This window comes from Vreelandella azerica, from assembly GCF_013112225.1.
GTDB lineage: Bacteria > Pseudomonadota > Gammaproteobacteria > Pseudomonadales > Halomonadaceae > Vreelandella > Vreelandella azerica.
The window spans coordinates 753,176-772,084 of sequence record NZ_JABFHI010000002.1; the positions used below are offsets into that span (position 1 = coordinate 753,176).

Consider the following 18,909-nt stretch of genomic DNA (forward strand, 5'->3'; position numbering starts at 1 on the left):
AATCCCGTACGCACAATGGCGGCAGATAAATAGAAAATATTAAATTCTCCTACCCCGCTGGCACCGAGAACGAAATTTGCTATCTTCCTGCGGATTACGCACGTTTTCCTCAGGAGCCTTTAATGACCCAGACCGCTACTTCTCCCAAGGTGCCCGTGACGCTGCCGGATACCATGGCCGCCATGGTGCTGACCGGCCACGGTGATATCGACAAGCTGGAATATCGTCAGGATGTACCGGTGCCGATACCTAAGGCGGGGGAAGTGCTGGTGCAGGTGACCGCCACCGCCAAGAACAACACTGATCGCAAGGCCCGCGAAGGGCTTTATCCGACCAAGGACAAAAGCGATGTGACTTCTTTTGCCATGGGCGGTGAGACGACCTTCACCTTTCCGCGCATTCAGGGCGCCGATATTGCCGGGCGTATTGCCGCGGTAGGAGAGGGCGTTGATGCCAGCCGGATAGGTGAGCGTGGCCTGCTGGATTTCAACCTCTACGCCGATGCCCGCCGGGATATCAACCTGACGCCGGATTACTACGGCCACGGTGCTGATGGCGGCTATGCCGAATACGTCGCCGTGCCAGCGGATCAGTTCCATCATATTCCCAATCCGGAACTGGCCGATGCGGAGCTCGCCAGTATGGGCATGTGCTCCTACCAGACGGCGTATCACATGATGACATCGGCCAATGTTAGCCGTGGGGAACGGGTGCTGGTTACAGGCGCCAGTGGCGGCGTGGGCACAGCGCTGATTCAGCTGTGCCGTATCGTTGGCGCTATTCCCTATGCGGTCAGCCAGCTGGACAAGGCTGATGCGCTGAAAGCCATGGGCGCAGAAGACGTCATCGACCGCGGCGACCTGCCCACCTTTGTTGAGCGCGTACTGACAGCGACTGGCGGCGCGCCGATTGATGCAGTGATGGATCTGGTTGGCGGTGAGATGACCAATCTTTTCATCGACACCATGATCAATGACATGCAGGCGCGGAAAAGCTACCCACGGCTGTCGATTGCTGGCGCCAGTGGCGGTAATCTCAGCGAAATGATGTGGACCCGCATCTACCTGTATCAGGTGCAGATCTTTGGCGTCTCCCACGGCACCCGCGAAGAGGCCGAGCAGCTGATGGCCTGGATTCGCAGTGGCGACCTCAAGCCCGTTCTGCATGCGGCTTTCAAACTTTCCGAGCTGCACGACGCCGAGCGTTACTTCGTCAACCGAGGCAGCAACTACCTGGGCAAGATCGTCATCGTCCCCGATAGCCAGTGGCAAATCCACGGCGCCCCCTTCAGCCTGAACGGCTGAGCCAGGAGAACAACAGCATGAAAACACGTCACAGCATCCAGCTAATGGACACCCATGCGGGTGGGGATGTCAGCCGTATCGTTACCGGCGGGATTGACCCGCTACCCGGCAAGACAGTGCGCGAGCAGATGGAATACCTGCGCGACAACGCCGATGGCCTGCGCGAGCTGTTACTGTTTGAACCCTACGGCATTCCCGAAATGTCGGTGGATCTGATCGTACCCGCCACCAACCCCGAGGCCGCGGCGGGCTATATCATCATGGAAGTGATGGGCTACCCGATCTACTCCGGCTCCAATACCCTGTGTACCGCCACGGCCGTACTCGAAGCCGGTATTGTTGAAAAGCGTGAAGGCGTTCAGCATTTCAAGCTTGAAGCCCCGGCTGGTCTGGTCAACATTGAAGCCACGGTCAAGGACGGTGTCGTGGAACCGATTACCTGCGAAGGTCTGCCCAGCTACATCGACACCTACCACGCCTCCATCCACGTACCCGGTATCGGTGATGTTACTTATTCCGTGGCCTATAGCGGCGGCTTCTACGCCCTGGTAGACGCAGAGCAGCTCGGCTTCAAGCTGGTGCGTGAAGAAGAGCGCGCCCTGGCGGAATCTGCTTACAAGATTGTCGAAGCCATCAAGGCGGAGCGCGGATTCTCCCACTACACCCTGGGCGATGTCGGGCCGCTGCCTTTTCTACACTTTATGGGGCCGGAAGAGCAGGTGGCGGATGGCTATATCCGCTCGCGTTCCACCACCTATGTACACCCAGGCGTGATCTGCCGCAGCACCACCGGCACCGGCACCTCAGCGCGGCTGGCGCTGATGAACCATGAAGGGCGCCTGAATATCGGCGACAAGCTGGAAACCGTCTCGCTGCGGGAAACCGGCTTTATCGGCACCTTCACCGGCAGGCACCAGCAAGGCAACTTCCAGGTAGTCGAAAACACCATCACCGGGCGCAGCTATGTACTCGCCAACTCGGAAATCGTCATCAACTGCGACGACCCCATGGTCAACTGCGGCAAACTTCACCACATCCTCACTGATCGTTAGGTTTTTAACCACTTTTTCGCCACGGACCCTCACGGACGGCACGGACAAACCCTTTTCGTTTTTTATGGGCAGTTTGGTTTTGACCTTGTCCGTGTAGTCCGTGAGCGTCCGTGGCCATTTTTACTCACCTGTAGTACCCCATTAATACCCGTCGTGCTTTGGGGGTTGCTACTGTCATCGAACAATTCCAACAGGAGCACGACAATGAGCGCCAAACGCATTCTGATGATTACCGGTGATTTCACCGAAGACTATGAAACCATGGTGCCTTTCCAGGCGCTGATGGCGGTGGGACATCAGGTCGATGCCGTTTGCCCGGATAAAAAAGCCGGTGATAGCGTGGCAACGGCGATCCACGATTTTGAAGGCGACCAGACCTACACCGAAAAACCTGGCCACCGTTTCGCCCTGACCGCGACCTTTGCCGACATCGACCCGGCCAACTACGACGCCCTGGTCATTCCCGGCGGCCGAGCGCCAGAATACCTGCGCCTCAACGGTGCGGTGTTGGCCATGGTGAGGCACTTTTTCGAACACGATAAACCGGTTGCGGCGGTGTGCCACGGCGCCCAGCTGCTAGCGGCGGCAGGCGTGCTCAAGGGCAAGCAGTGCTCTGCCTATCCGGCCTGCCAGCCAGAAGTGGAACTGGCCGGTGGCCACTTTGCCGATATTGAGGTCACGGATGCAGTCACCGATGGTAATCTGGTAACCGCCCCCGCATGGCCCGCACACCCGGCCTGGTTGGCCCAGTTTATGGCGCTGCTGGATCGCTAAAGAGGTCTATACTTGAGCAGGTAAACGCAGATAAATCGCAGCTGACCAGGAGGCTCTATGTGCAGGCTGTTTATCAATGCCGACCCGACGCTATGGCAAAGCCAGACCCATTCGCTGCGCATCGACGGTATGGTGACCAGCGTACGCATGGAAAACTACTTCTGGCAGCTGCTGGAAGAAATGGCTCGCCGCGACGCCATGAACACCGCCCAGTTGATCACCCGGCTCTATCATGAATCGATAGACGCCGGGCACGACCTGGGGAATTTCACCTCTTTCCTGCGGGTCTGTGTGTTGCGCTACCAGGCGCTACTGGCCAGCGGCGAGATTCCCGTAAGCCCCGATGTGCCCATCAACTCGCTGGATGCCGACGCCATCCTCGAACGCGAACAGGCCAAAGCCCGCCGCTCACTGCATTAACCGGATCTTGTTAGCCACGGACGCTCACGGGCGGCACGGACAAACCCCTTTCGTTTTTATGGGTAGTCTGGTTTTGACCTTGTCCGTGTTTTCCGTGAGGGTCCGTGGCCAAGTTTTTACCATTTCCCCCCGCACCACATCCTTCCAGAGCTGTTATATTAGCGCTGTAACCCTTCATAAAACGGAGCTTGTGATGAGTAAACCCAACATCGAAACACGCCTGACCACTGGCCTGGTGGCGGGGTTGGCAGCCCTGGCGCTCAGCGGTTGTGCGGCAACATCGGCACCTTCCAGCACAGGCACGGCGGATGCCAAAGCCCCCTTGCTGCCTTCCAGCCTGTTTGCTGGCGATGCAGAGCGCTTTGATGGTTGGCGCTGTTCGCCTGCCAACCAGAACCTGGTGACCGCCGTGAATGATGAAAGCCTGCGCCTCTGGTCAATGCACGGCGCCTGGCAATTACCTCAGGCCATTGTAGCCAGCGGCGCGCGCTACCAGCAAGGCGATATCAGCTTATGGAATCGCGGTGACAAAGCCCAGGTAGAAACCCCGCGGGGCCAGCTGCAATGCCAATTGGCCCAACAGCGCCAGGCCTTCACCCGGGCAGAGTACCCCGATGTCATGTTTCTTGGCCGTGGCAACGAGCCCGGCTGGATGATCAAGCTCTCCAGCCAGACCCCGAAATGACCCTGATCTCCAACTATGGCCGCGAAACCCGCACCCTGCCCTATATGGTCAGCGTGATGGATAACGACGCAGGGCGGGTGGTGATTGAAAATGCCCAGGCCGATGACTTCTTCCGCGTACGCATTGAAGCCAGCGCCTGCTTTGACGATATGAGCGGCGAGCCTTTCCCCGCGCGCGTTACCCTCTCCATTGATGGCGAGCAATATAAAGGCTGTGGGCAAGGTATTGCCCCAACAAATTAATAATAAAATGCCCATGGTCATCCAATTGTGACCAAAAATATGTTAAAAACTCTCAATCTTTTCAAGGTAACGTAAATATCAAAAGGCCCCTGATTGAATGAAGATAACGGCAGTGTCAGGTTTGCCTGCCTACGCAGAAGCTACAAAAGCCAGCGTAGGCAGTGGGTTAGAGCACAAAGGCAATACTTGATAGTATAAAAGTTAAAGATGCAACTTATGGCTGGCGGCTTTATTCGCCAGGGCACCCCTGGCGAATTCATTGATGTGGGTAAGGCATGTTTCAACATATTCTGGTGGTGTGTATCGGTAATATCTGCCGCAGCCCGGTGGCAGAGGCCATGCTGCGTAAGCAGCTGCCCGGCAAGCAGCTATCCTCAGCCGGGCTGAATGCCGTGGTGGATGAAGGGGTAGACCCCAAAGCCCGCCAGCTGGCTGAACAGGCCGGGCTGGAAGTGGCCAGCCACAAGGCCCGCCAGCTGACCCCGGCCATGTTGCAAGCCGCTGACCTGATACTGGTAATGAGCGATGGCCAACGCCGCGCGATAGCCGATATGTCGCCGGCGATGCTGGGCAAGACCATGCGCCTCGGCCAATGGTTGGAAAACGGTCAGGGCAAGGACATCCCCGACCCCTACCAGAAAAGCCAGGAAGTCTTCTATTATGTACACCGATTAATGGATGACGCCACACGCGCCTGGGCCAGAAAGCTTGGCTGACAGTGCCGCCGCTACCCAATGTCGAGATTCAAAAACGTGGATACCAAGAAAGCATGAGCGACGTCATTTCTCAGCAAAACACCGCCCAGCAAAGCACCGCCCCACAGGATGATGAAATTGACCTGGGCCGGCTGTTTGGTCTGCTGATAGACCATAAATACCTGATTGTTGGCATTACCGTGCTATTTGCCGCCATCGGCGTGGTCTACGCCATGCTGGCCACCCCGGTTTACCAGGGCGATGCGCTGGTACAGGTTGAGGAACGTTCTTCCATCAACCCGCTGGAAGACCTGGACGCTATGCTAGGGCAGGGCAATGAATCATCCGCCTCTGCCGAAGTACAGATTTTGCAATCACGCATGGTGCTGGGGCAGGTGGTAGACAGAATTGCCCTGGATACCTCAGTTACCCCCGTGCCTTGCCGCTGGTAGGTGATTTCATCCAACGGCGCGGCATTCAGCGCCCCGGCTTTATGCAGGAAAGCCCCTATGTATGGGGCGGTGAAGATATCAATGTCTCCCGGCTGGAAGTTCACGACAGCTACCGGGGCCAGCCCTTTACCCTGCAAGCAGAACCCAGCTCACCCGGCCAGCCAGCGGAATATTCCCTCTGGCTGGAAGATGAACGCCTGGGCACCGGCCAGGCTGGCCAGCAAAACCAGTTTCTACAAGGTGATGTGATCGTCAACGTGGCGGAGCTGGAAGCCGCCCCAGGCGCTGAGTTCACCCTGACCAAACTGACCCGCCCGGAAACCATCAAAAACCTGAAAGCACGCCTGACGGTTGCCGAGGTAGGCGGTGGTGGCCGTGGCAGCAGCACCGGTATGCTGCGCCTGACGCTCAGCGGTGAAAACCGCGAAGAAATTCGCCGCTCACTGGATGCCGTTACGCAAACCTTCCTGACCCAGAACGTAGAACGCCAATCTGCCCAGGCAGAGCAAAGCCTGGCGTTTCTGGAAGAGCAGGCGCCGGAAATTCGCAGCGAGCTGGATGAAGCTGAAAATCGCCTGAATCAATACCGCTCAGAGTCACAGAACGTGGGGTTGGATTCTGAAGCAGAGGCGGCGATCAACCGCTATATCGAGCTGGAGTCACGCCTGAGTGAGCTGGAATTCCAGGAAGCCGAGCTGGCTGAGCGCTTTACCCCCAGCCACCCCAGCTACCAGGCACTGTTGCGCCAGAAACGTTTTGTGCAAAATGACCTTGATGAGCTGGATTCTCGGGTAAGTGAACTGCCTGCCGCCCAACAGGAAATTATCCGTCGCACCCGAGATGTGGAAGTCACCCAGGCCATCTATGTGAATGTGCTGAACAAGATGCAGGAACTGCAGATGACCAAGGCCGGCACCGTGGGCAATGTGCGGATTATTGACGATGCTTTGGTCGGCAGTGCTGCCATTGAACCTAAAAAGCCCCTGATTGTGGTGCTGGCCACCCTACTGGGCGGCATGCTGGCGGTAGGCGGCGTATTGCTGGTTGGTTTGCTGCGCCGTGGAGTAGAAGGCCCAGAGCAGCTGGAGCAGATAGGCCTGCCGGTATATGCCAGCGTACCGCTCTCTACTACCCAGCAGCAGCTAGTGCGTAAGATAAAAATAAAGGGCAGCAAAAAAGCCCATGAAGTGAATACCGGTGTGTTGGCCCACCATGAACCGGCAGACCTTGCCATTGAAGCCTTACGCGGGCTGCGCACTAGCTTGCACTTTGCTATGATGGAAGCCAAGAACCGCAGCATCATGATTACGGGCTCCAGCCCGGATATCGGTAAAAGTTTTATTACTATCAACCTGGGCGCCGTGTGTGCCAACGCAGGCCAGAAGGTGCTGGTAATAGATGCCGATATGCGCAAAGGCCATATTCACACCGCCTTTAATGGCAAAAGCGAAAATGGCCTTTCAGATGTGCTCTCAGGGCGCAGCACTTGGCAAGCTCAGCTGCGCACTACCCCGATAGAAAATTTTAGCTACCTGGCCCGCGGCTTGGCACCCCCAACCCCTCAGAGCTGCTGATGAGCGAGCGCTTTGCGCAAATGCTGGAAGAAGCCGAACAAGAATACGACCTTGTGATTGTGGACACCCCACCGGTACTGGCCGTAACCGACCCGGCCGTAGTGGGCAGCCTGTGCGGTACCACCCTGCTGATTGCGCGCTTTGAGCGCAACACGGTAAAAGAGGTGCAGCAAGCCGCCAGCCGCCTGACCAGCGCCGGGGTAGTGGTGAAAGGCACCATTCTAAACGCCATGGAAAAGAAAGCCGCCAGCAGCTACGGCTATGGCTACGGCTACTACCACTACAGCTACAAACCCACAATTGAGTAAGGCAGCCGGGCCTGTTGATGCCGACAGGCCCTATGCTTAAACAGCAATTTTTTGCCCCAGGAAAGGTGTTAAAAAAAGTTAGTTCATGTATTATTGTATTTAATTGTAAGTTAAAGCTAAATGTGGCTTGGGAAGAAACAAAAGGATGAGGGTACTAGGGCATGAGGATAGCCCGGACACAACCTCCGGGCGGTAGCGTGTCTGAATGCTTTGTTGCGAAGATGTTTAAGAATATTGATAACCCCTACTTATCGCTATAATCCTTTAAGATCAATGGTCTACGATATTTCTTGATAGGTTGGGTTGGCAAAAATGCAACACGGGTCTGCAAAATTGCAGGGCAATCGACGAAATGGCTAATACTGCAAAAATGCAGCCAAGGTCTGCACTTTTGCAGGCGGTTCAGCGAACGCTTATTCTTGCAAGCGTGCAGGAAAATCACGCTGGCCCATTAGCCCGTCTTATCTTTGTTACAATATTTGTCCGTTGCTATCAACGCCAGAATGCTTCAAGCTACCTGTCGACCATGCGACTGACCCCATATGAAATCGATGTCATCAAAGCGGCTTCGAGCTCTGGCTCTTCGGCTCCCGCATTGACGACGCTGCCAGGGGCGGCGACATTGATCTGATGGTCACGTCACCCAGCCCGTCGATAATCCGGCATGAGTTTGTGCGTGTCTTGAAGGGACTATCACCATGAGGCTTGGGGAACAAAAGATCGATGTTCTGCTGGAGGCTCCCGGGTTAAAGCGTTTTACGATCTACGAGACCGCCCGGGAGAAGGGCATACTGCTGTGAGGGAAAATGCGTCTATCCCAGTCTGACATTGATGCTATCAAGACAGTGGTGACTGACGTATGCGGTGAAGGCGCGGTCGTCCGGCTCTTCGGTTCCCGCCTTGATGACGCCGCCAAAGGTGGCGATATCGACCTCATGGTGGAGCTTGATGAAACAGTTGAGCATCCAGCGCGGCTGTCGGCCTGGCTGAGCGTCAAGATCATGCGTGTCACACGGGGTCGCAAGGTGGATGTGATACTGTCAGCACCCAACCTCGAAGCACTGCCGATTCACCGCATCGCTCGAGAGCAGGGAGTCATACTGTCTCATGAGGAATAATCATCAAGAGCGCCTTGCCTTTCTGAACCGGGTCGTCAGCAAAGAAATTCAGCACCTTCAGTTTTCCTCGGGTCGCGTGTTCAACCAGCCACTGGATGTTGAACGTGCAGCCACTCTTGCCAATGATGAAGCTTTCGCTGGAAAGGTCGAGGCGTTTGCAAGCCGTTTCTGCCGACTGCAAGATACCGTTGGCGACAAGCTTCTCCCTGTCTGGCTGCAGGCGTTGGGAGAGAAGCGGGGAGCAGTAGTCGATAATCTCGATAAGGCAGAAAAGCTGGGAATGCTGGAACCTGCTGATCGCTGGCTGGCCATCCGCCAGATTCGTAATCAGATGGTCCATGAATATATCGAGTCTGCCCATCTATTGGCCGATGCGTTGAATGAGGCTCACGATTACCAGGAAACAATCATTAGTTTTGCCAACGCGATGTTAGTTGATGCTCAAAAGCGGGGCTACTATAACTAACGACGAAAAATAATGGTATGTAGTGTTATGTAGATGCACTTGCCAAGTTTTTCGATAGCACCAATGCATTTTGTCGGTGTATGGCAATAGGCCAACAATCATCAAGAGCAATCAATATGAAATTTCTGATCACCGGCGGTGCCGGTTTTATCGGCTCTGCGGTTATCCGCCATATCATCCGCAATACCGTAGATAGCGTGATCAACGCCGATAAGCTGACCTACGCCGGTAACCTGGAATCGCTTGCCGAGATCAGTGATAGTCACCGTTATAGCTTTGAACAGGTCGATATCTGCAACCGCGTAGAGCTTGATCGGGTGTTTCGGGAGCACCAGCCGGATGCCGTCATGCACCTGGCAGCAGAAAGCCATGTAGACCGCTCGATCGATGGCCCAGCAGACTTTATCGAAACCAATATCGTCGGCACCTACACCCTGCTGGAAGCTGCCCGGCATTATTGGCAAGGCTTGGCAAGTGAGCAAAAAGATGCCTTCCGCTTTCACCATATCAGCACGGACGAGGTCTACGGAGACCTGCCCCATCCTGACGAGGCAGATAACGCACTTCAGCACCTCTTCACTGAAACAACGGCCTACGCCCCCAGCAGTCCGTATTCCGCCAGCAAGGCCAGTTCGGATCACCTGGTGCGTGCCTGGCGACGTACCTACGGCCTCCCCACGCTTGTCACCAACTGCTCGAACAATTACGGCCCCTATCACTTCCCTGAGAAGCTGATCCCCCTGGTGATTCTTAACGCCCTGGAAGGCAAATCACTGCCTGTCTACGGCAAGGGCGACCAGATTCGCGATTGGCTCTATGTGGAAGACCATGCCCGGGCGCTGTACAAGGTGGCCACACAAGGTCAGGTAGGCGAGACCTATAACATAGGTGGCCATAACGAGAAGCAGAATATCGAGGTGGTGCAGACGATCTGCGATATCCTCCAGCAGCTTCGCCCGAAGGCAGCGCACTATCGCGAGCTGATCAGCTACGTGGCAGACCGCCCCGGCCATGACAGACGCTACGCGATTGATGCCAGCAAGATTGAACGGGAACTGGGCTGGCGCCCGGAAGAGACCTTTGAAAGCGGCATCCGCAAGACAGTGCAATGGTACCTGGATAACCTTGCATGGTGCCAGCGGGTGCAGGATGGCAGCTATCAGCGTGAACGCCTGGGTGTCGAGCAATGAACATCCTGTTACTGGGCAACACCGGCCAGGTCGGCTTTGAACTCCATCGCACGCTTTCCCCGCTGGGGGTCATCACAGCCCCAGGCAGAGAAGCGCTGGATCTTGGCAGTGAGCAGGCCGTCGCCAGTTACCTGGCCAAGGTTCAGCCAGGCCTGATTGTCAATGCAGCCGCCTACACCGCCGTGGATGCCGCGGAAGATAACCACCAGGCCGCCTGGCGCCTGAACGCAGGCTTACCCAGGCAGCTGGCGGAATACGCAGCTGCCCACAACGCCCGCCTGGTGCATTACAGCAGCGACTACGTTTACCCGGGCAGCGGCAGCCAGCCCTGGCAGGAAGATAGCCCCACCGGGCCGCTAGGGGTCTACGGCCATACCAAGTGTGAAGGCGACCAGGCCATTGCCCAAAGTTGCGCCGACCATCTGATTTTCCGTACCAGCTGGGTCTACAGCGCCCGCGGTAATAACTTTATGAAAACCATGCTGCGCCTGGCGCAAAGCAAGCGTGAGTTGAACATTGTTGCTGATCAGGTTGGCGCCCCCACGCCAGCCAGGCTGATTGCCCAGGTGTCTACCCTGGCGATTCACTGTCAGCTAACCGCCGGGCTTTATCATCTGGCGCCCAGAGGCGAAACCAGCTGGCAAGGGTTTGCTCAGGCAATCTTCCAACAGGCCGGGTGTACGGTCACAGCACACCCCATTCCTACCCGCGACTACCCAACGCCCGCTGTCCGGCCGCTGAACTCGCGCCTGGCGCTGAACAAGCTTGAAAACGCCTTGAGCATTCAGCTGCCCACTTGGCAAAGCCAGCTGGCGCTCACCCTGAATGAATACCTGGAGACGTAAATGAAAGGGATTATCCTCGCCGGTGGCTCCGGCACCCGCTTGTACCCCATCACCCGTGGCACCTCCAAGCAGCTGCTGCCGGTATATGACAAGCCGATGATCTATTACCCGCTTTCGGTACTCATGCTGGCGGGTATTCGCGATATCCTGGTGATTACGACCCCGGAAGACCAGGAAAGCTTCAAGCGCCTGCTTAATGATGGCAGCCAGTGGGGCGTCAATCTGAGTTATGCCGTACAGCCAAGCCCGGATGGCCTGGCGCAGGCGTTTATCATCGGTGAAGAATTTATATGCGACGATAATGTATGCCTGGTGCTGGGCGACAATATCTACTACGGCCAGGGCCTGAGCAAGATGTTACAAACCGCCGCTGCGCGCACCTCCGGCGCGACAGTATTTGGCTACCAGGTAACAGACCCCGAGCGCTTTGGCGTGGTGGAATTTGACGACCAAAAGCGCGCCATCTCCATCGAAGAAAAACCAACACACCCAAAATCCGACTACGCGGTAACGGGCCTCTACTTCTACGACAACGATGTAGTGGACATTGCCAAGAAGGTACAGCCTTCACACCGTGGCGAGCTGGAAATCACCAGTGTCAACCAGGCCTATCTTGAGCGCGGCGACCTTAACGTTGAACTGCTCGGCCGTGGCTTTGCCTGGCTGGATACCGGCACCTTTGACTCCCTGCACGAAGCCTCAGGATTTATCGAAACCCTGGAAAAACGCCAGGGCTTGAAAATAGCCTGCCTGGAAGAGATCGCCTACCGCATGGGCTTTATAAAGGCCGAACAACTGGCAGCAGAAGCCGAGCTCTTAAAGAAGAACAGCTACGGCGCCTACCTGAAAAAACTGCTTAACGCCACGACCTAAGCGAGCCAGCATGCTGATCACACCCACCCGTATTCCTGATGTCAAACTGATTGAACCCAAGGTCTTTGGTGATGAACGCGGTTTCTTTATGGAAACCTGGAACGCTAAAGCCTTTGCCGAGGCAGGCATACACCACACCTTTGTACAGGACAACCACAGCCGCTCAGTCAAGAATACACTGCGCGGCCTGCACTACCAGATCAAACAGCCGCAGGGCAAGCTGGTGCGGGTAACCCGTGGAGAAGTGTTTGATGTGGCCGTAGACCTACGCCAGGGGTCATCTACCTTTGGCGAGTGGGTAGGCGAAACACTTTCTGAAGATAACCAACGCATGCTATGGGTGCCGCCGGGCTTTGCCCACGGCTTCCTGGTGACCAGTGACACTGCGGATTTTCAGTACAAATGCACGAACTTCTATGCGCCGGAGTATGAGCGTTGTATTAACTGGGCAGATGAACATCTTTCGATAGATTGGCAATTATTAAGCGTTGAAAAGCCCATCGTTTCTTCAAAAGACTCAAAAGGTTCAAATTTTTTAGATGCCGAATATTTTTAATTTGAGCGACTTAATAGAATTTTTCTTATTAATTTGGTTCGGTGTGCTGAGAAGGAAAAAAAAATGGGTTTTTATATTGATCCTCTTGCAGATGTTAAAACGAAAAAAATCGGTAACAATTCTCAAATCTGGCAACACGTAATTATTCTACCAGACGCTGAGATTGGTACAGATGCTAATATCTGTTCGCACTGTTTCATTGAGAATGATGTATATATCGGTAATCGTGTGACCGTCAAGAATGGTGTGCAGCTCTGGGATGGATTACGCATACATGATGATGTTTTTATCGGGCCTAATGCAACTTTTACGAATGATCGCATGCCTCGTAGTAAGAAATTCCCTGAAAAGTTCTTAGAGACAATAATTGAGAATGGAGCCTCAATAGGAGCTGGTGCTGTAATTCTTCCAGGTGTAAGAATAGGCAGCAATGCTATGGTTGCTGCGGGTGCTGTGGTGACTCGTTCTGTGCCCCCAAATGCTATTGTAGTTGGTAATCCTGCAAGAATTATGGGTTATGTTGACGCTGACTATGATGACTACAAAGCTACAGAACAAGCAAGCAGGTCGCTAGGTATAGGTGCCCATGATACACAAGTGCCTGGAGTGAATTTATATCAACTTAATTATGTCACTGATATACGTGGTAGCTTAACAGTTGGTGAGTTTGAGAGATCAATCCCATTTGCTGTGAAACGGTATTTTATGGTTTTTGATGTGCCCAGTATCGAAACACGAGGTGAGCATGCGCACAAGCAATGCCACCAATTTCTTATTTGTGTGCGTGGAAGTTGCTTGTTGTTGCTGATGATGGTGCTAACCGCCAAGAGTTTATTCTTGACCGACCAGATGTGGGTATCCATTTGCCACCTATGATTTGGGGAATTCAATATAAGTATTCATCAGATGCATTATTACTGGTCTTTGCTTCCGATTATTATGATAATGAAGACTATATTCGGAATTACACGGAATTTAAGGAATTAACGGAGGGAAGGTTATGATCCCATTTCTCGACCTCAAGTCAATTAATACCCAATATAGAGATGAACTTGTAGCCGCTGCTACTCGCGTAATTGAGTCAGGCTGGTACATCCAAGGCAATGAAGTAAGAGCGTTTGAAGAAGAATTCGCAGACTATTGCGGTAGCCAACACTGCATTGGTGTGGCCGATGGCCTTGATGCCTTGACGCTTACCCTAAGAGCCTGGAAAGAGATGGGTAAGCTGAAAGAGGGCGATGAAGTAATCGTGCCCGCTAACACCTATATTGCAAGTATTCTGGCCATCACCGAAAACCGCTTAAAACCTGTGCTTGTAGAGCCAGACGAGGCCAGCTTTAACCTTTGCCCGGAAAAAACAGCGGCGGCTATTACTTCAAACACCAAAGCCATTGTTGCCGTTCATCTCTATGGTCAGATGGCACCGATGCCAGCGCTGATGGGGTTGGCTGAAAAGCATGGTTTATTGGTGCTTGAAGATGCTGCCCAGGCTCACGGCGCTAGCATAGGCGGTAGAAAAGCGGGTAGTTGGGGGCATGCTGCTGGTTTCAGCTTTTACCCCGGCAAAAATCTCGGTGCACTGGGTGATGCAGGTGCTGTGACGACTGATGATGAAGAACTGGCCAAAACCATACGAGCACTCGGCAACTACGGTAGCCATAAAAAGTATGAAAACCTCTATCAGGGTGTCAATAGCCGCTTAGACGAGATTCAGGCTGCCATGCTAAGGGTTAAATTGCGCCACCTGGATAAAGAAATTCAAAATAGGCGGCAAGTGGCAGAGCACTACCTGGCGCATATTGATAACCCAAGTATTCAATTACCTGCAATCGGGGCGCTTGAAACACATGTTTGGCACCTGTTTGTCATCCGTTGCCAACAGCGCGAAGCTTTGCAACATCATCTAGCGGATCAGGGAGTGCAGACGTTGATCCACTACCCTATCCCGCCACATCATCAGAAAGCTTATGCGTGTTGGCAGGCCGAGCATTACCCGATTACTGAAAATATCCATCAAACAGTGTTGAGCTTGCCGATGGGGCCGTGCTTAACATCGGAAACATCAGGCCAAGTTACTGAAGCAGTAACTCGTTTTTAATGAAAAAAACAGACTCGTCTAATTCCCGTGGCTTAATCCGCTCCATGCTGATCATTGGTTCAGCCCAAGTAGTTAAGATTGCTATCTCAATTGTCAGGATGAAGTTGATAGCTGTACTTCTTGGCCCTGCTGGTATTGGTTTATTAGGCATATACAACAATTTACAGCAGATGGTAGGAAATGTTGCTGGACTAGGTATGGGCTCCAGCGGTGTCAGGCAAATTGCAAGTGCCAAAGAGGATGCTCAGACTCTTAACCGGGTCAAGCAAGTATTGTTGGCGGCGCATCTTGTACAGGGCAGTTTGGCTATGGTGGCGGTGTGGCTGCTGCGTCACCCTCTGGCTGAATGGCTCACTGGCGATACAGCTCTGGCTACCGAGGTTGGGCTGGTAGGTGTTGCTATTTTGCTAATGCTGTTGGCAACTGCACATACGGCTTTGCTTCAAGGGCTTCGCCGCATCGGTGATTTGGGTCGTGTTACCGTTTTTGGTGCGTTAGTGGGTACGCTGATAGGTTTGTTGGCGGTCTGGCAACTAGGCCAGTCTGGGTTGATATGGTTTTTGTTGGTGCAACCCTTGGCCAATTTGCTTGCCGCGCGATTTTTTATCCTGAGACTTCCACAACGAGAAAAGGCAGTATCCTTACGTCTAAAAGATGTTTGGGGCGTTTGGAAACCCATGGCGCGTTTGGGCGTGGCGTTTATGATGGGCGGCCTTGCTACCACAGTTACCCTGTTACTGGTACGCACCATCGTAACAAAGGAGCTGGGGCTGGAAGCCGCTGGCCATTTCGCTGCTGCCTGGGGAATCACCATAACTTATGTTGGTTTCTTGCTTGGCGCCATGGGAGCTGATTACTACCCACGTCTTACTGAAGTGATTAACGACCGCCAAGCAGCCAACCGTTTGATGAACGATCAGGCTCAGCTGGGGCTGGCTATTGGTGGACCAGTATTACTTCTGCTAATCGGGATGGCGCCCTGGGTGATCAATTTGTTGTATGCCCGCGAGTTTGGCCCCGCCGTTACGCTGCTTCAATGGCAATCAGTAGGTAATGTCTTTAAAATCGCGAGTTGGGCAATGAGTTTCGCGATTGTTGCTGCAGCGCATGCCAAGATATTTTTCTTTATGGAGCTCAGCTTTAACGTTGTGTTCCTTGCATTAGTTTGGTGGCTATTGCCTGAAGTGGGCTTAAAGATAACCGGCATTGCTTTTCTGGTAGGCTATATCACTTACTTCATTACAGTTTACGTACTGGTACGAAAGTTGCGGGGCTTCCGTTGGCAGCCATTGTCATTGCAACTGCTTACGTTACATGTGCTACTAGCAATAAGTCTCCTGATACTTGCCTTACTTTTTCCAGTGCTCGCTATCTCCATATCTCCAATAATTGCTTTTATAACAGGTGTTGTTGGCTTGCGCATTGTGTTACAGAAGACTGGCCCAGAAGGACGGCTGCCAGAAAAGTGCTATCAGGTTTACGCCCGGCTTGGTTGGCCGATTAAAAGCGCATCATAACATCTATCTTCTTAAGCAGCTTATGATATGATCTTATGGAGACTATCATTTGCCATTTTTATTTTCAGGCCTGCGCCATGAATAACCCAGGATAAAGGGTATCCAAAGAAGAAACGCTCAGATGAGCATATCAGATGGATATCGTAAAGAGCTGAAGACATCACCGTTGCGGCGTTCTTCGTGCATTTTCCCTGGCATGGATGCCGCCTCAAGAATAAAGTAAGGACATCGAAATTGGCGACAATCAAACCAAAAATTAGCGTGCTCATTCTCACCTTTAATCAGGCTCAGTTCATTGAGCGAGCACTGCAAAGCGTTGTCGAACAGCAATCGAATAATTATGACTTGGAAGTAATAGTAACTGATGACGGATCCTCAGATGCAACCGTTGATGTAATAGAAGGTTTTGTCGAAAACTCACCAGTTCCGATAAAGGTTTTAGCCAAAAAACATGAAGGCGTGACAGCAATCGCGAAGAATTTTTTGTCGATGATTAATATCGCCAGTGGAAACTTTATCGCATTCCTGGCCGGTGACGACTTTTTCTCGCAGCACCGATTCACGTTACAACTTGAAAAATTTTCCGCTAATCCAAACCTCAAAATTAGCTACTCAGACGGCATTAACTGCATGGCCGGTGAGCTTGGTCAGCGTTGCCATTCAACAGAAACCGTAGAATTGATGAGTAGTGGTGATGCTGAGCGTATCCACAAGCACTTGACCTCACAGGTTCCTGTTCTGTTCATTCAGGGTGTACTCGCCAAAGCAGATTTTCTCAAACTAATTCAACCTTTTGATGTCGATTTAATCGCCGATGATTGGGTTTTCAACATAAAGGTTTTCAATGCTTTGGTGATGGATGGCGGTGACTTCGATTTCGAGTCGAGTGTGTGCTTCATTCGGAACATCCACGGAAATAATACCTCCAGGAATCTGATCGTCCACTATGAGCGTGTTCGCCAGGTTGCCGAACGCTATTGCACTAATGCCCGGCAAATTAAATCCAAATTTATTGGTAACGGGATTTTATCTGCCTTAAAAAAACGTGACAAAGCGACCCTCCTATTCTTTATGCGAAAAGCTGTGCTGTACCCGGAAGCATTAGCTGTCGTCACCAGAAAAGTTTTTGCAATCGGCAGACGTAATTTACGGCATGGGTAAGAGTTTACTGCAGGCGCTTGGGATCAGTTAGGCCAATTGATTCGTAATGGACAACTTCAAAAAATCTGCCCTACGCTGGTTCAAAGACGGTGAATGTCTTTAAGTGCTTCAGCGGGCTTTACCATGAACGGGTTTGTCATGGGTTTCTGCGCGGGCATCAAACGCGAGTTGTTAGATATGTGCTTGCCCATACCGGAGGTTGTAAGTGCCTGATCATAAATTTCCGTGTAACATCGATTTTAAAATCACTGACACGGATAAACCTATGGCAAGGCGTCGCTTTATTGATCCTCTCACAAAGTCTGAACAGCAGGCACTAACCACGGCCTATCACCAAAGCGAGAAGCGGGCTTTACGTCGACGTGCGCACGCCATCCTGCTGAGTGATCAGGGCCATACCATCAACCAGATCAGTGACATTCTGAAGGTTCGCCGCGATGCCGTCTCTCGATGGCTCAAACAATGGGAAACGTTGAGGCTTGACGGGCTCGCCGATAAGCCTCTCAGTGGTCGGACACCTATTCTGGACGAGCACGACTACCAGCGATTGAAAGAAATGATTGTTGAACAGCCTCATCAGATTCGATCCTTACAGGCTCGGTTTCAGGAAGAGACTGGCGAGACAGTTAGCACGGTGACCCTTCGCCGGGCGTTGAAAAAATGATCTCAGCTTCAAGCGCATTCGGCGTTCACTGAAGGCTCGGCGTAACGAAAGGAATTTCCGCAATACTCAGGGCCTCCTTAAGGCGCTTCAGCAGCAGGAAGACGAAGGCGAGCACGAGCTTTACTATTTTGATGAATCGGGTTTTCCCAATCATCGTCAGTGCCATACGCGTGGAGCCCTGTCGGTCAACCCTGTGAAGTGACCGCCTACTCTCGTAGCCGAAGACTAAACGTATTAGGGTTCCTCAGCCGGACCGGGAAACTTGTCTACCATAGCACGACGGAATCAGTGACGGCCGAGACGGTCATCGAAGCCTTCGACAAGTTTGCGGCTCAGAAAGATACTGACACCTTCGCCGTTGTGGTGCTCGACAATGCCAGTATGCATCGCTCCATGGCCTTCAGAACAAAAATAGTGGAATGGATGTCGCATCGTGTGCATCTGATCTACCTATCAGCTTACTCGCCAGAGCTGAATCTAATTGAGATTTTATGGAAGCAGATGAAGTACGCATTGTTGCCGTTAAGCGCCTATCTTTCGTTTGACCGCCTCTACAATGAGGTTCATCGCCTACTCGGCGGCTATGGAGTTTTGCACGCGATTAATTTTGAATAGGCACTTATGTCGAAAATAAATTGCACTGGTCACTGGATGTTGTCCTACGAGGAGATGCTTGCAAAATCTATCGAGATTATGCGGCTGAGAACCTTGCCAGGGTTCGTCACATTGCTTTGAATTACCTTAAGGGCGAGACAAGTTTTAAAAGTGGTATACGCCGAAAGCAGAAAAAGGCAGCACTGGATGAAAGCTATTTAGCGACGATATTGGCTGGGTGAAATCTTTCATGCGTTTGCCCTGCAATAATCGGCTGCTCAATTAAGCAGGTGCCAGCGAAAATAGACTTTCATTCAGATC

General features: G+C 52.8%; 17 protein-coding genes and 3 pseudogenes. All 20 read left to right on the plus strand.

All coding sequences use genetic code 11. The annotated features are described in order from the left end of the window. Nucleotides 1-122: 122 nt before the first annotated feature. The 20 genes and pseudogenes from HLB35_RS07575 to HLB35_RS07660 all read left to right on the plus strand — a co-directional run bounded on the left by HLB35_RS07575 (nt 123) and on the right by HLB35_RS07660 (nt 18,609). Nucleotides 123-1,304 carry a zinc-binding dehydrogenase gene (locus HLB35_RS07575; protein WP_171702098.1) on the plus strand — a complete coding sequence of 394 codons (1,182 nt, stop codon included), beginning with the start codon at nt 123-125 and terminating at the stop codon, nt 1,302-1,304. A 17-nt stretch (nt 1,305-1,321) separates the two neighbouring features. Then, complete coding sequence (locus tag HLB35_RS07580) at nt 1,322-2,356, plus strand: proline racemase family protein (RefSeq protein WP_171702099.1); 1,035 nt, start codon at nt 1,322-1,324, stop codon at nt 2,354-2,356. Nucleotides 2,357-2,560: 204 nt separating this feature from the next. Further along, nucleotides 2,561-3,130 (plus strand): DJ-1/PfpI family protein, encoded by a 570-nt coding sequence (locus HLB35_RS07585; protein WP_171702100.1) that lies wholly within the window; start codon nt 2,561-2,563, stop codon nt 3,128-3,130. Nucleotides 3,131-3,187: 57 nt separating this feature from the next. Next, complete coding sequence (locus HLB35_RS07590) at nt 3,188-3,550, plus strand: ribbon-helix-helix domain-containing protein (RefSeq protein ID WP_171702101.1); 363 nt, start codon at nt 3,188-3,190, stop codon at nt 3,548-3,550. Nucleotides 3,551-3,743: 193 nt separating this feature from the next. Continuing rightward, nucleotides 3,744-4,477: pseudogene (locus HLB35_RS07595) on the plus strand (MliC family protein). A gap of 275 nt (nt 4,478-4,752) precedes the next feature. After that, on the plus strand, nt 4,753-5,193 hold the full coding sequence (locus HLB35_RS07600) for a low molecular weight protein-tyrosine-phosphatase (protein WP_171702102.1): 441 nt from the start codon (nt 4,753-4,755) through the stop codon (nt 5,191-5,193). A gap of 53 nt (nt 5,194-5,246) precedes the next feature. Continuing rightward, on the plus strand, nt 5,247-5,624 hold the full coding sequence (locus HLB35_RS17095) for a Wzz/FepE/Etk N-terminal domain-containing protein (RefSeq protein ID WP_235937030.1): 378 nt from the start codon (nt 5,247-5,249) through the stop codon (nt 5,622-5,624). Continuing rightward, nucleotides 5,612-7,198 (plus strand): GNVR domain-containing protein, encoded by a 1,587-nt coding sequence (locus HLB35_RS07605; RefSeq protein WP_235937031.1) that lies wholly within the window; start codon nt 5,612-5,614, stop codon nt 7,196-7,198. The genes HLB35_RS17095 and HLB35_RS07605 overlap by 13 nt, the downstream gene beginning before the upstream one ends. Further along, nucleotides 7,198-7,506 (plus strand): hypothetical protein, encoded by a 309-nt coding sequence (locus tag HLB35_RS17100; protein WP_235937032.1) that lies wholly within the window; start codon nt 7,198-7,200, stop codon nt 7,504-7,506. Before HLB35_RS07605 ends, HLB35_RS17100 begins: the two co-directional genes overlap by 1 nt. An 806-nt stretch (nt 7,507-8,312) precedes the next feature. After that, nucleotides 8,313-8,624: a nucleotidyltransferase domain-containing protein gene (locus tag HLB35_RS07610; RefSeq protein ID WP_171702103.1), complete on the plus strand. Its 312-nt coding sequence runs from the start codon at nt 8,313-8,315 to the stop codon at nt 8,622-8,624. After that, nucleotides 8,614-9,090, plus strand: coding sequence for a hypothetical protein (locus HLB35_RS07615; RefSeq protein WP_171702104.1), 477 nt, complete (start codon nt 8,614-8,616; stop codon nt 9,088-9,090). The genes HLB35_RS07610 and HLB35_RS07615 overlap by 11 nt, the downstream gene beginning before the upstream one ends. Nucleotides 9,091-9,206: 116 nt before the next feature. Continuing rightward, nucleotides 9,207-10,280 (plus strand): dTDP-glucose 4,6-dehydratase, encoded by a 1,074-nt coding sequence (gene rfbB / locus HLB35_RS07620; RefSeq protein WP_171702105.1) that lies wholly within the window; start codon nt 9,207-9,209, stop codon nt 10,278-10,280. After that, on the plus strand, nt 10,277-11,125 hold the full coding sequence (gene rfbD, locus HLB35_RS07625) for a dTDP-4-dehydrorhamnose reductase (protein WP_171702106.1): 849 nt from the start codon (nt 10,277-10,279) through the stop codon (nt 11,123-11,125). Before rfbB ends, rfbD begins: the two co-directional genes overlap by 4 nt. Then, entirely contained in the window at nt 11,126-11,998 is an 873-nt protein-coding gene (gene rfbA / locus HLB35_RS07630; protein WP_171702107.1) for a glucose-1-phosphate thymidylyltransferase RfbA, read from the plus strand. It begins immediately after the preceding gene. Between the two features lie 10 nt (nt 11,999-12,008). Then, nucleotides 12,009-12,554 carry a dTDP-4-dehydrorhamnose 3,5-epimerase gene (gene rfbC, locus HLB35_RS07635; RefSeq protein ID WP_171702108.1) on the plus strand — a complete coding sequence of 182 codons (546 nt, stop codon included), beginning with the start codon at nt 12,009-12,011 and terminating at the stop codon, nt 12,552-12,554. Nucleotides 12,555-12,617: 63 nt separating this feature from the next. Further along, nucleotides 12,618-13,558 (plus strand): annotated as a pseudogene (locus HLB35_RS07640) (WxcM-like domain-containing protein). Then, the gene (locus tag HLB35_RS07645) at nt 13,555-14,652 is read left to right on the plus strand and encodes a DegT/DnrJ/EryC1/StrS family aminotransferase (RefSeq protein ID WP_171702109.1); all 1,098 of its coding nucleotides are present in this window, start codon (nt 13,555-13,557) and stop codon (nt 14,650-14,652) included. Before HLB35_RS07640 ends, HLB35_RS07645 begins: the two are co-directional and overlap by 4 nt. Continuing rightward, nucleotides 14,652-16,169, plus strand: a complete 1,518-nt coding sequence (locus tag HLB35_RS07650; RefSeq protein ID WP_171702110.1) for an O-antigen translocase — start codon at nt 14,652-14,654, stop codon at nt 16,167-16,169. The genes HLB35_RS07645 and HLB35_RS07650 overlap by 1 nt, the downstream gene beginning before the upstream one ends. A 234-nt stretch (nt 16,170-16,403) precedes the next feature. Beyond that, complete coding sequence (locus HLB35_RS07655) at nt 16,404-17,330, plus strand: glycosyltransferase family 2 protein (protein ID WP_171702111.1); 927 nt, start codon at nt 16,404-16,406, stop codon at nt 17,328-17,330. A gap of 265 nt (nt 17,331-17,595) precedes the next feature. Further along, nucleotides 17,596-18,609 (plus strand): annotated as a pseudogene (locus tag HLB35_RS07660) (IS630 family transposase). Nucleotides 18,610-18,909: the final 300 nt, after the last annotated feature.

What these genes read in the sequence shown, in the direction of transcription:
- HLB35_RS07645 (WP_171702109.1), top strand. Translation starts at nt 13,555, where the DNA reads ATGATCCCATTTCTCGACCTCAAGTCAATTAATACCCAATATAGAGAT.
- HLB35_RS07580 (WP_171702099.1), top strand. Translation starts at nt 1,322, where the DNA reads ATGAAAACACGTCACAGCATCCAGCTAATGGACACCCATGCGGGTGGG.
- HLB35_RS17100 (WP_235937032.1), top strand. Translation starts at nt 7,198, where the DNA reads ATGAGCGAGCGCTTTGCGCAAATGCTGGAAGAAGCCGAACAAGAATAC.
- HLB35_RS07590 (WP_171702101.1), top strand. Translation starts at nt 3,188, where the DNA reads ATGTGCAGGCTGTTTATCAATGCCGACCCGACGCTATGGCAAAGCCAG.
- rfbA (WP_171702107.1), top strand. Translation starts at nt 11,126, where the DNA reads ATGAAAGGGATTATCCTCGCCGGTGGCTCCGGCACCCGCTTGTACCCC.
- HLB35_RS07600 (WP_171702102.1), top strand. Translation starts at nt 4,753, where the DNA reads ATGTTTCAACATATTCTGGTGGTGTGTATCGGTAATATCTGCCGCAGC.
- rfbD (WP_171702106.1), top strand. Translation starts at nt 10,277, where the DNA reads ATGAACATCCTGTTACTGGGCAACACCGGCCAGGTCGGCTTTGAACTC.
- HLB35_RS07615 (WP_171702104.1), top strand. Translation starts at nt 8,614, where the DNA reads ATGAGGAATAATCATCAAGAGCGCCTTGCCTTTCTGAACCGGGTCGTC.
- HLB35_RS07610 (WP_171702103.1), top strand. Translation starts at nt 8,313, where the DNA reads ATGCGTCTATCCCAGTCTGACATTGATGCTATCAAGACAGTGGTGACT.
- rfbB (WP_171702105.1), top strand. Translation starts at nt 9,207, where the DNA reads ATGAAATTTCTGATCACCGGCGGTGCCGGTTTTATCGGCTCTGCGGTT.
- rfbC (WP_171702108.1), top strand. Translation starts at nt 12,009, where the DNA reads ATGCTGATCACACCCACCCGTATTCCTGATGTCAAACTGATTGAACCC.
- HLB35_RS07650 (WP_171702110.1), top strand. Translation starts at nt 14,652, where the DNA reads ATGAAAAAAACAGACTCGTCTAATTCCCGTGGCTTAATCCGCTCCATG.
- HLB35_RS17095 (WP_235937030.1), top strand. Translation starts at nt 5,247, where the DNA reads ATGAGCGACGTCATTTCTCAGCAAAACACCGCCCAGCAAAGCACCGCC.
- HLB35_RS07585 (WP_171702100.1), top strand. Translation starts at nt 2,561, where the DNA reads ATGAGCGCCAAACGCATTCTGATGATTACCGGTGATTTCACCGAAGAC.
- HLB35_RS07575 (WP_171702098.1), top strand. Translation starts at nt 123, where the DNA reads ATGACCCAGACCGCTACTTCTCCCAAGGTGCCCGTGACGCTGCCGGAT.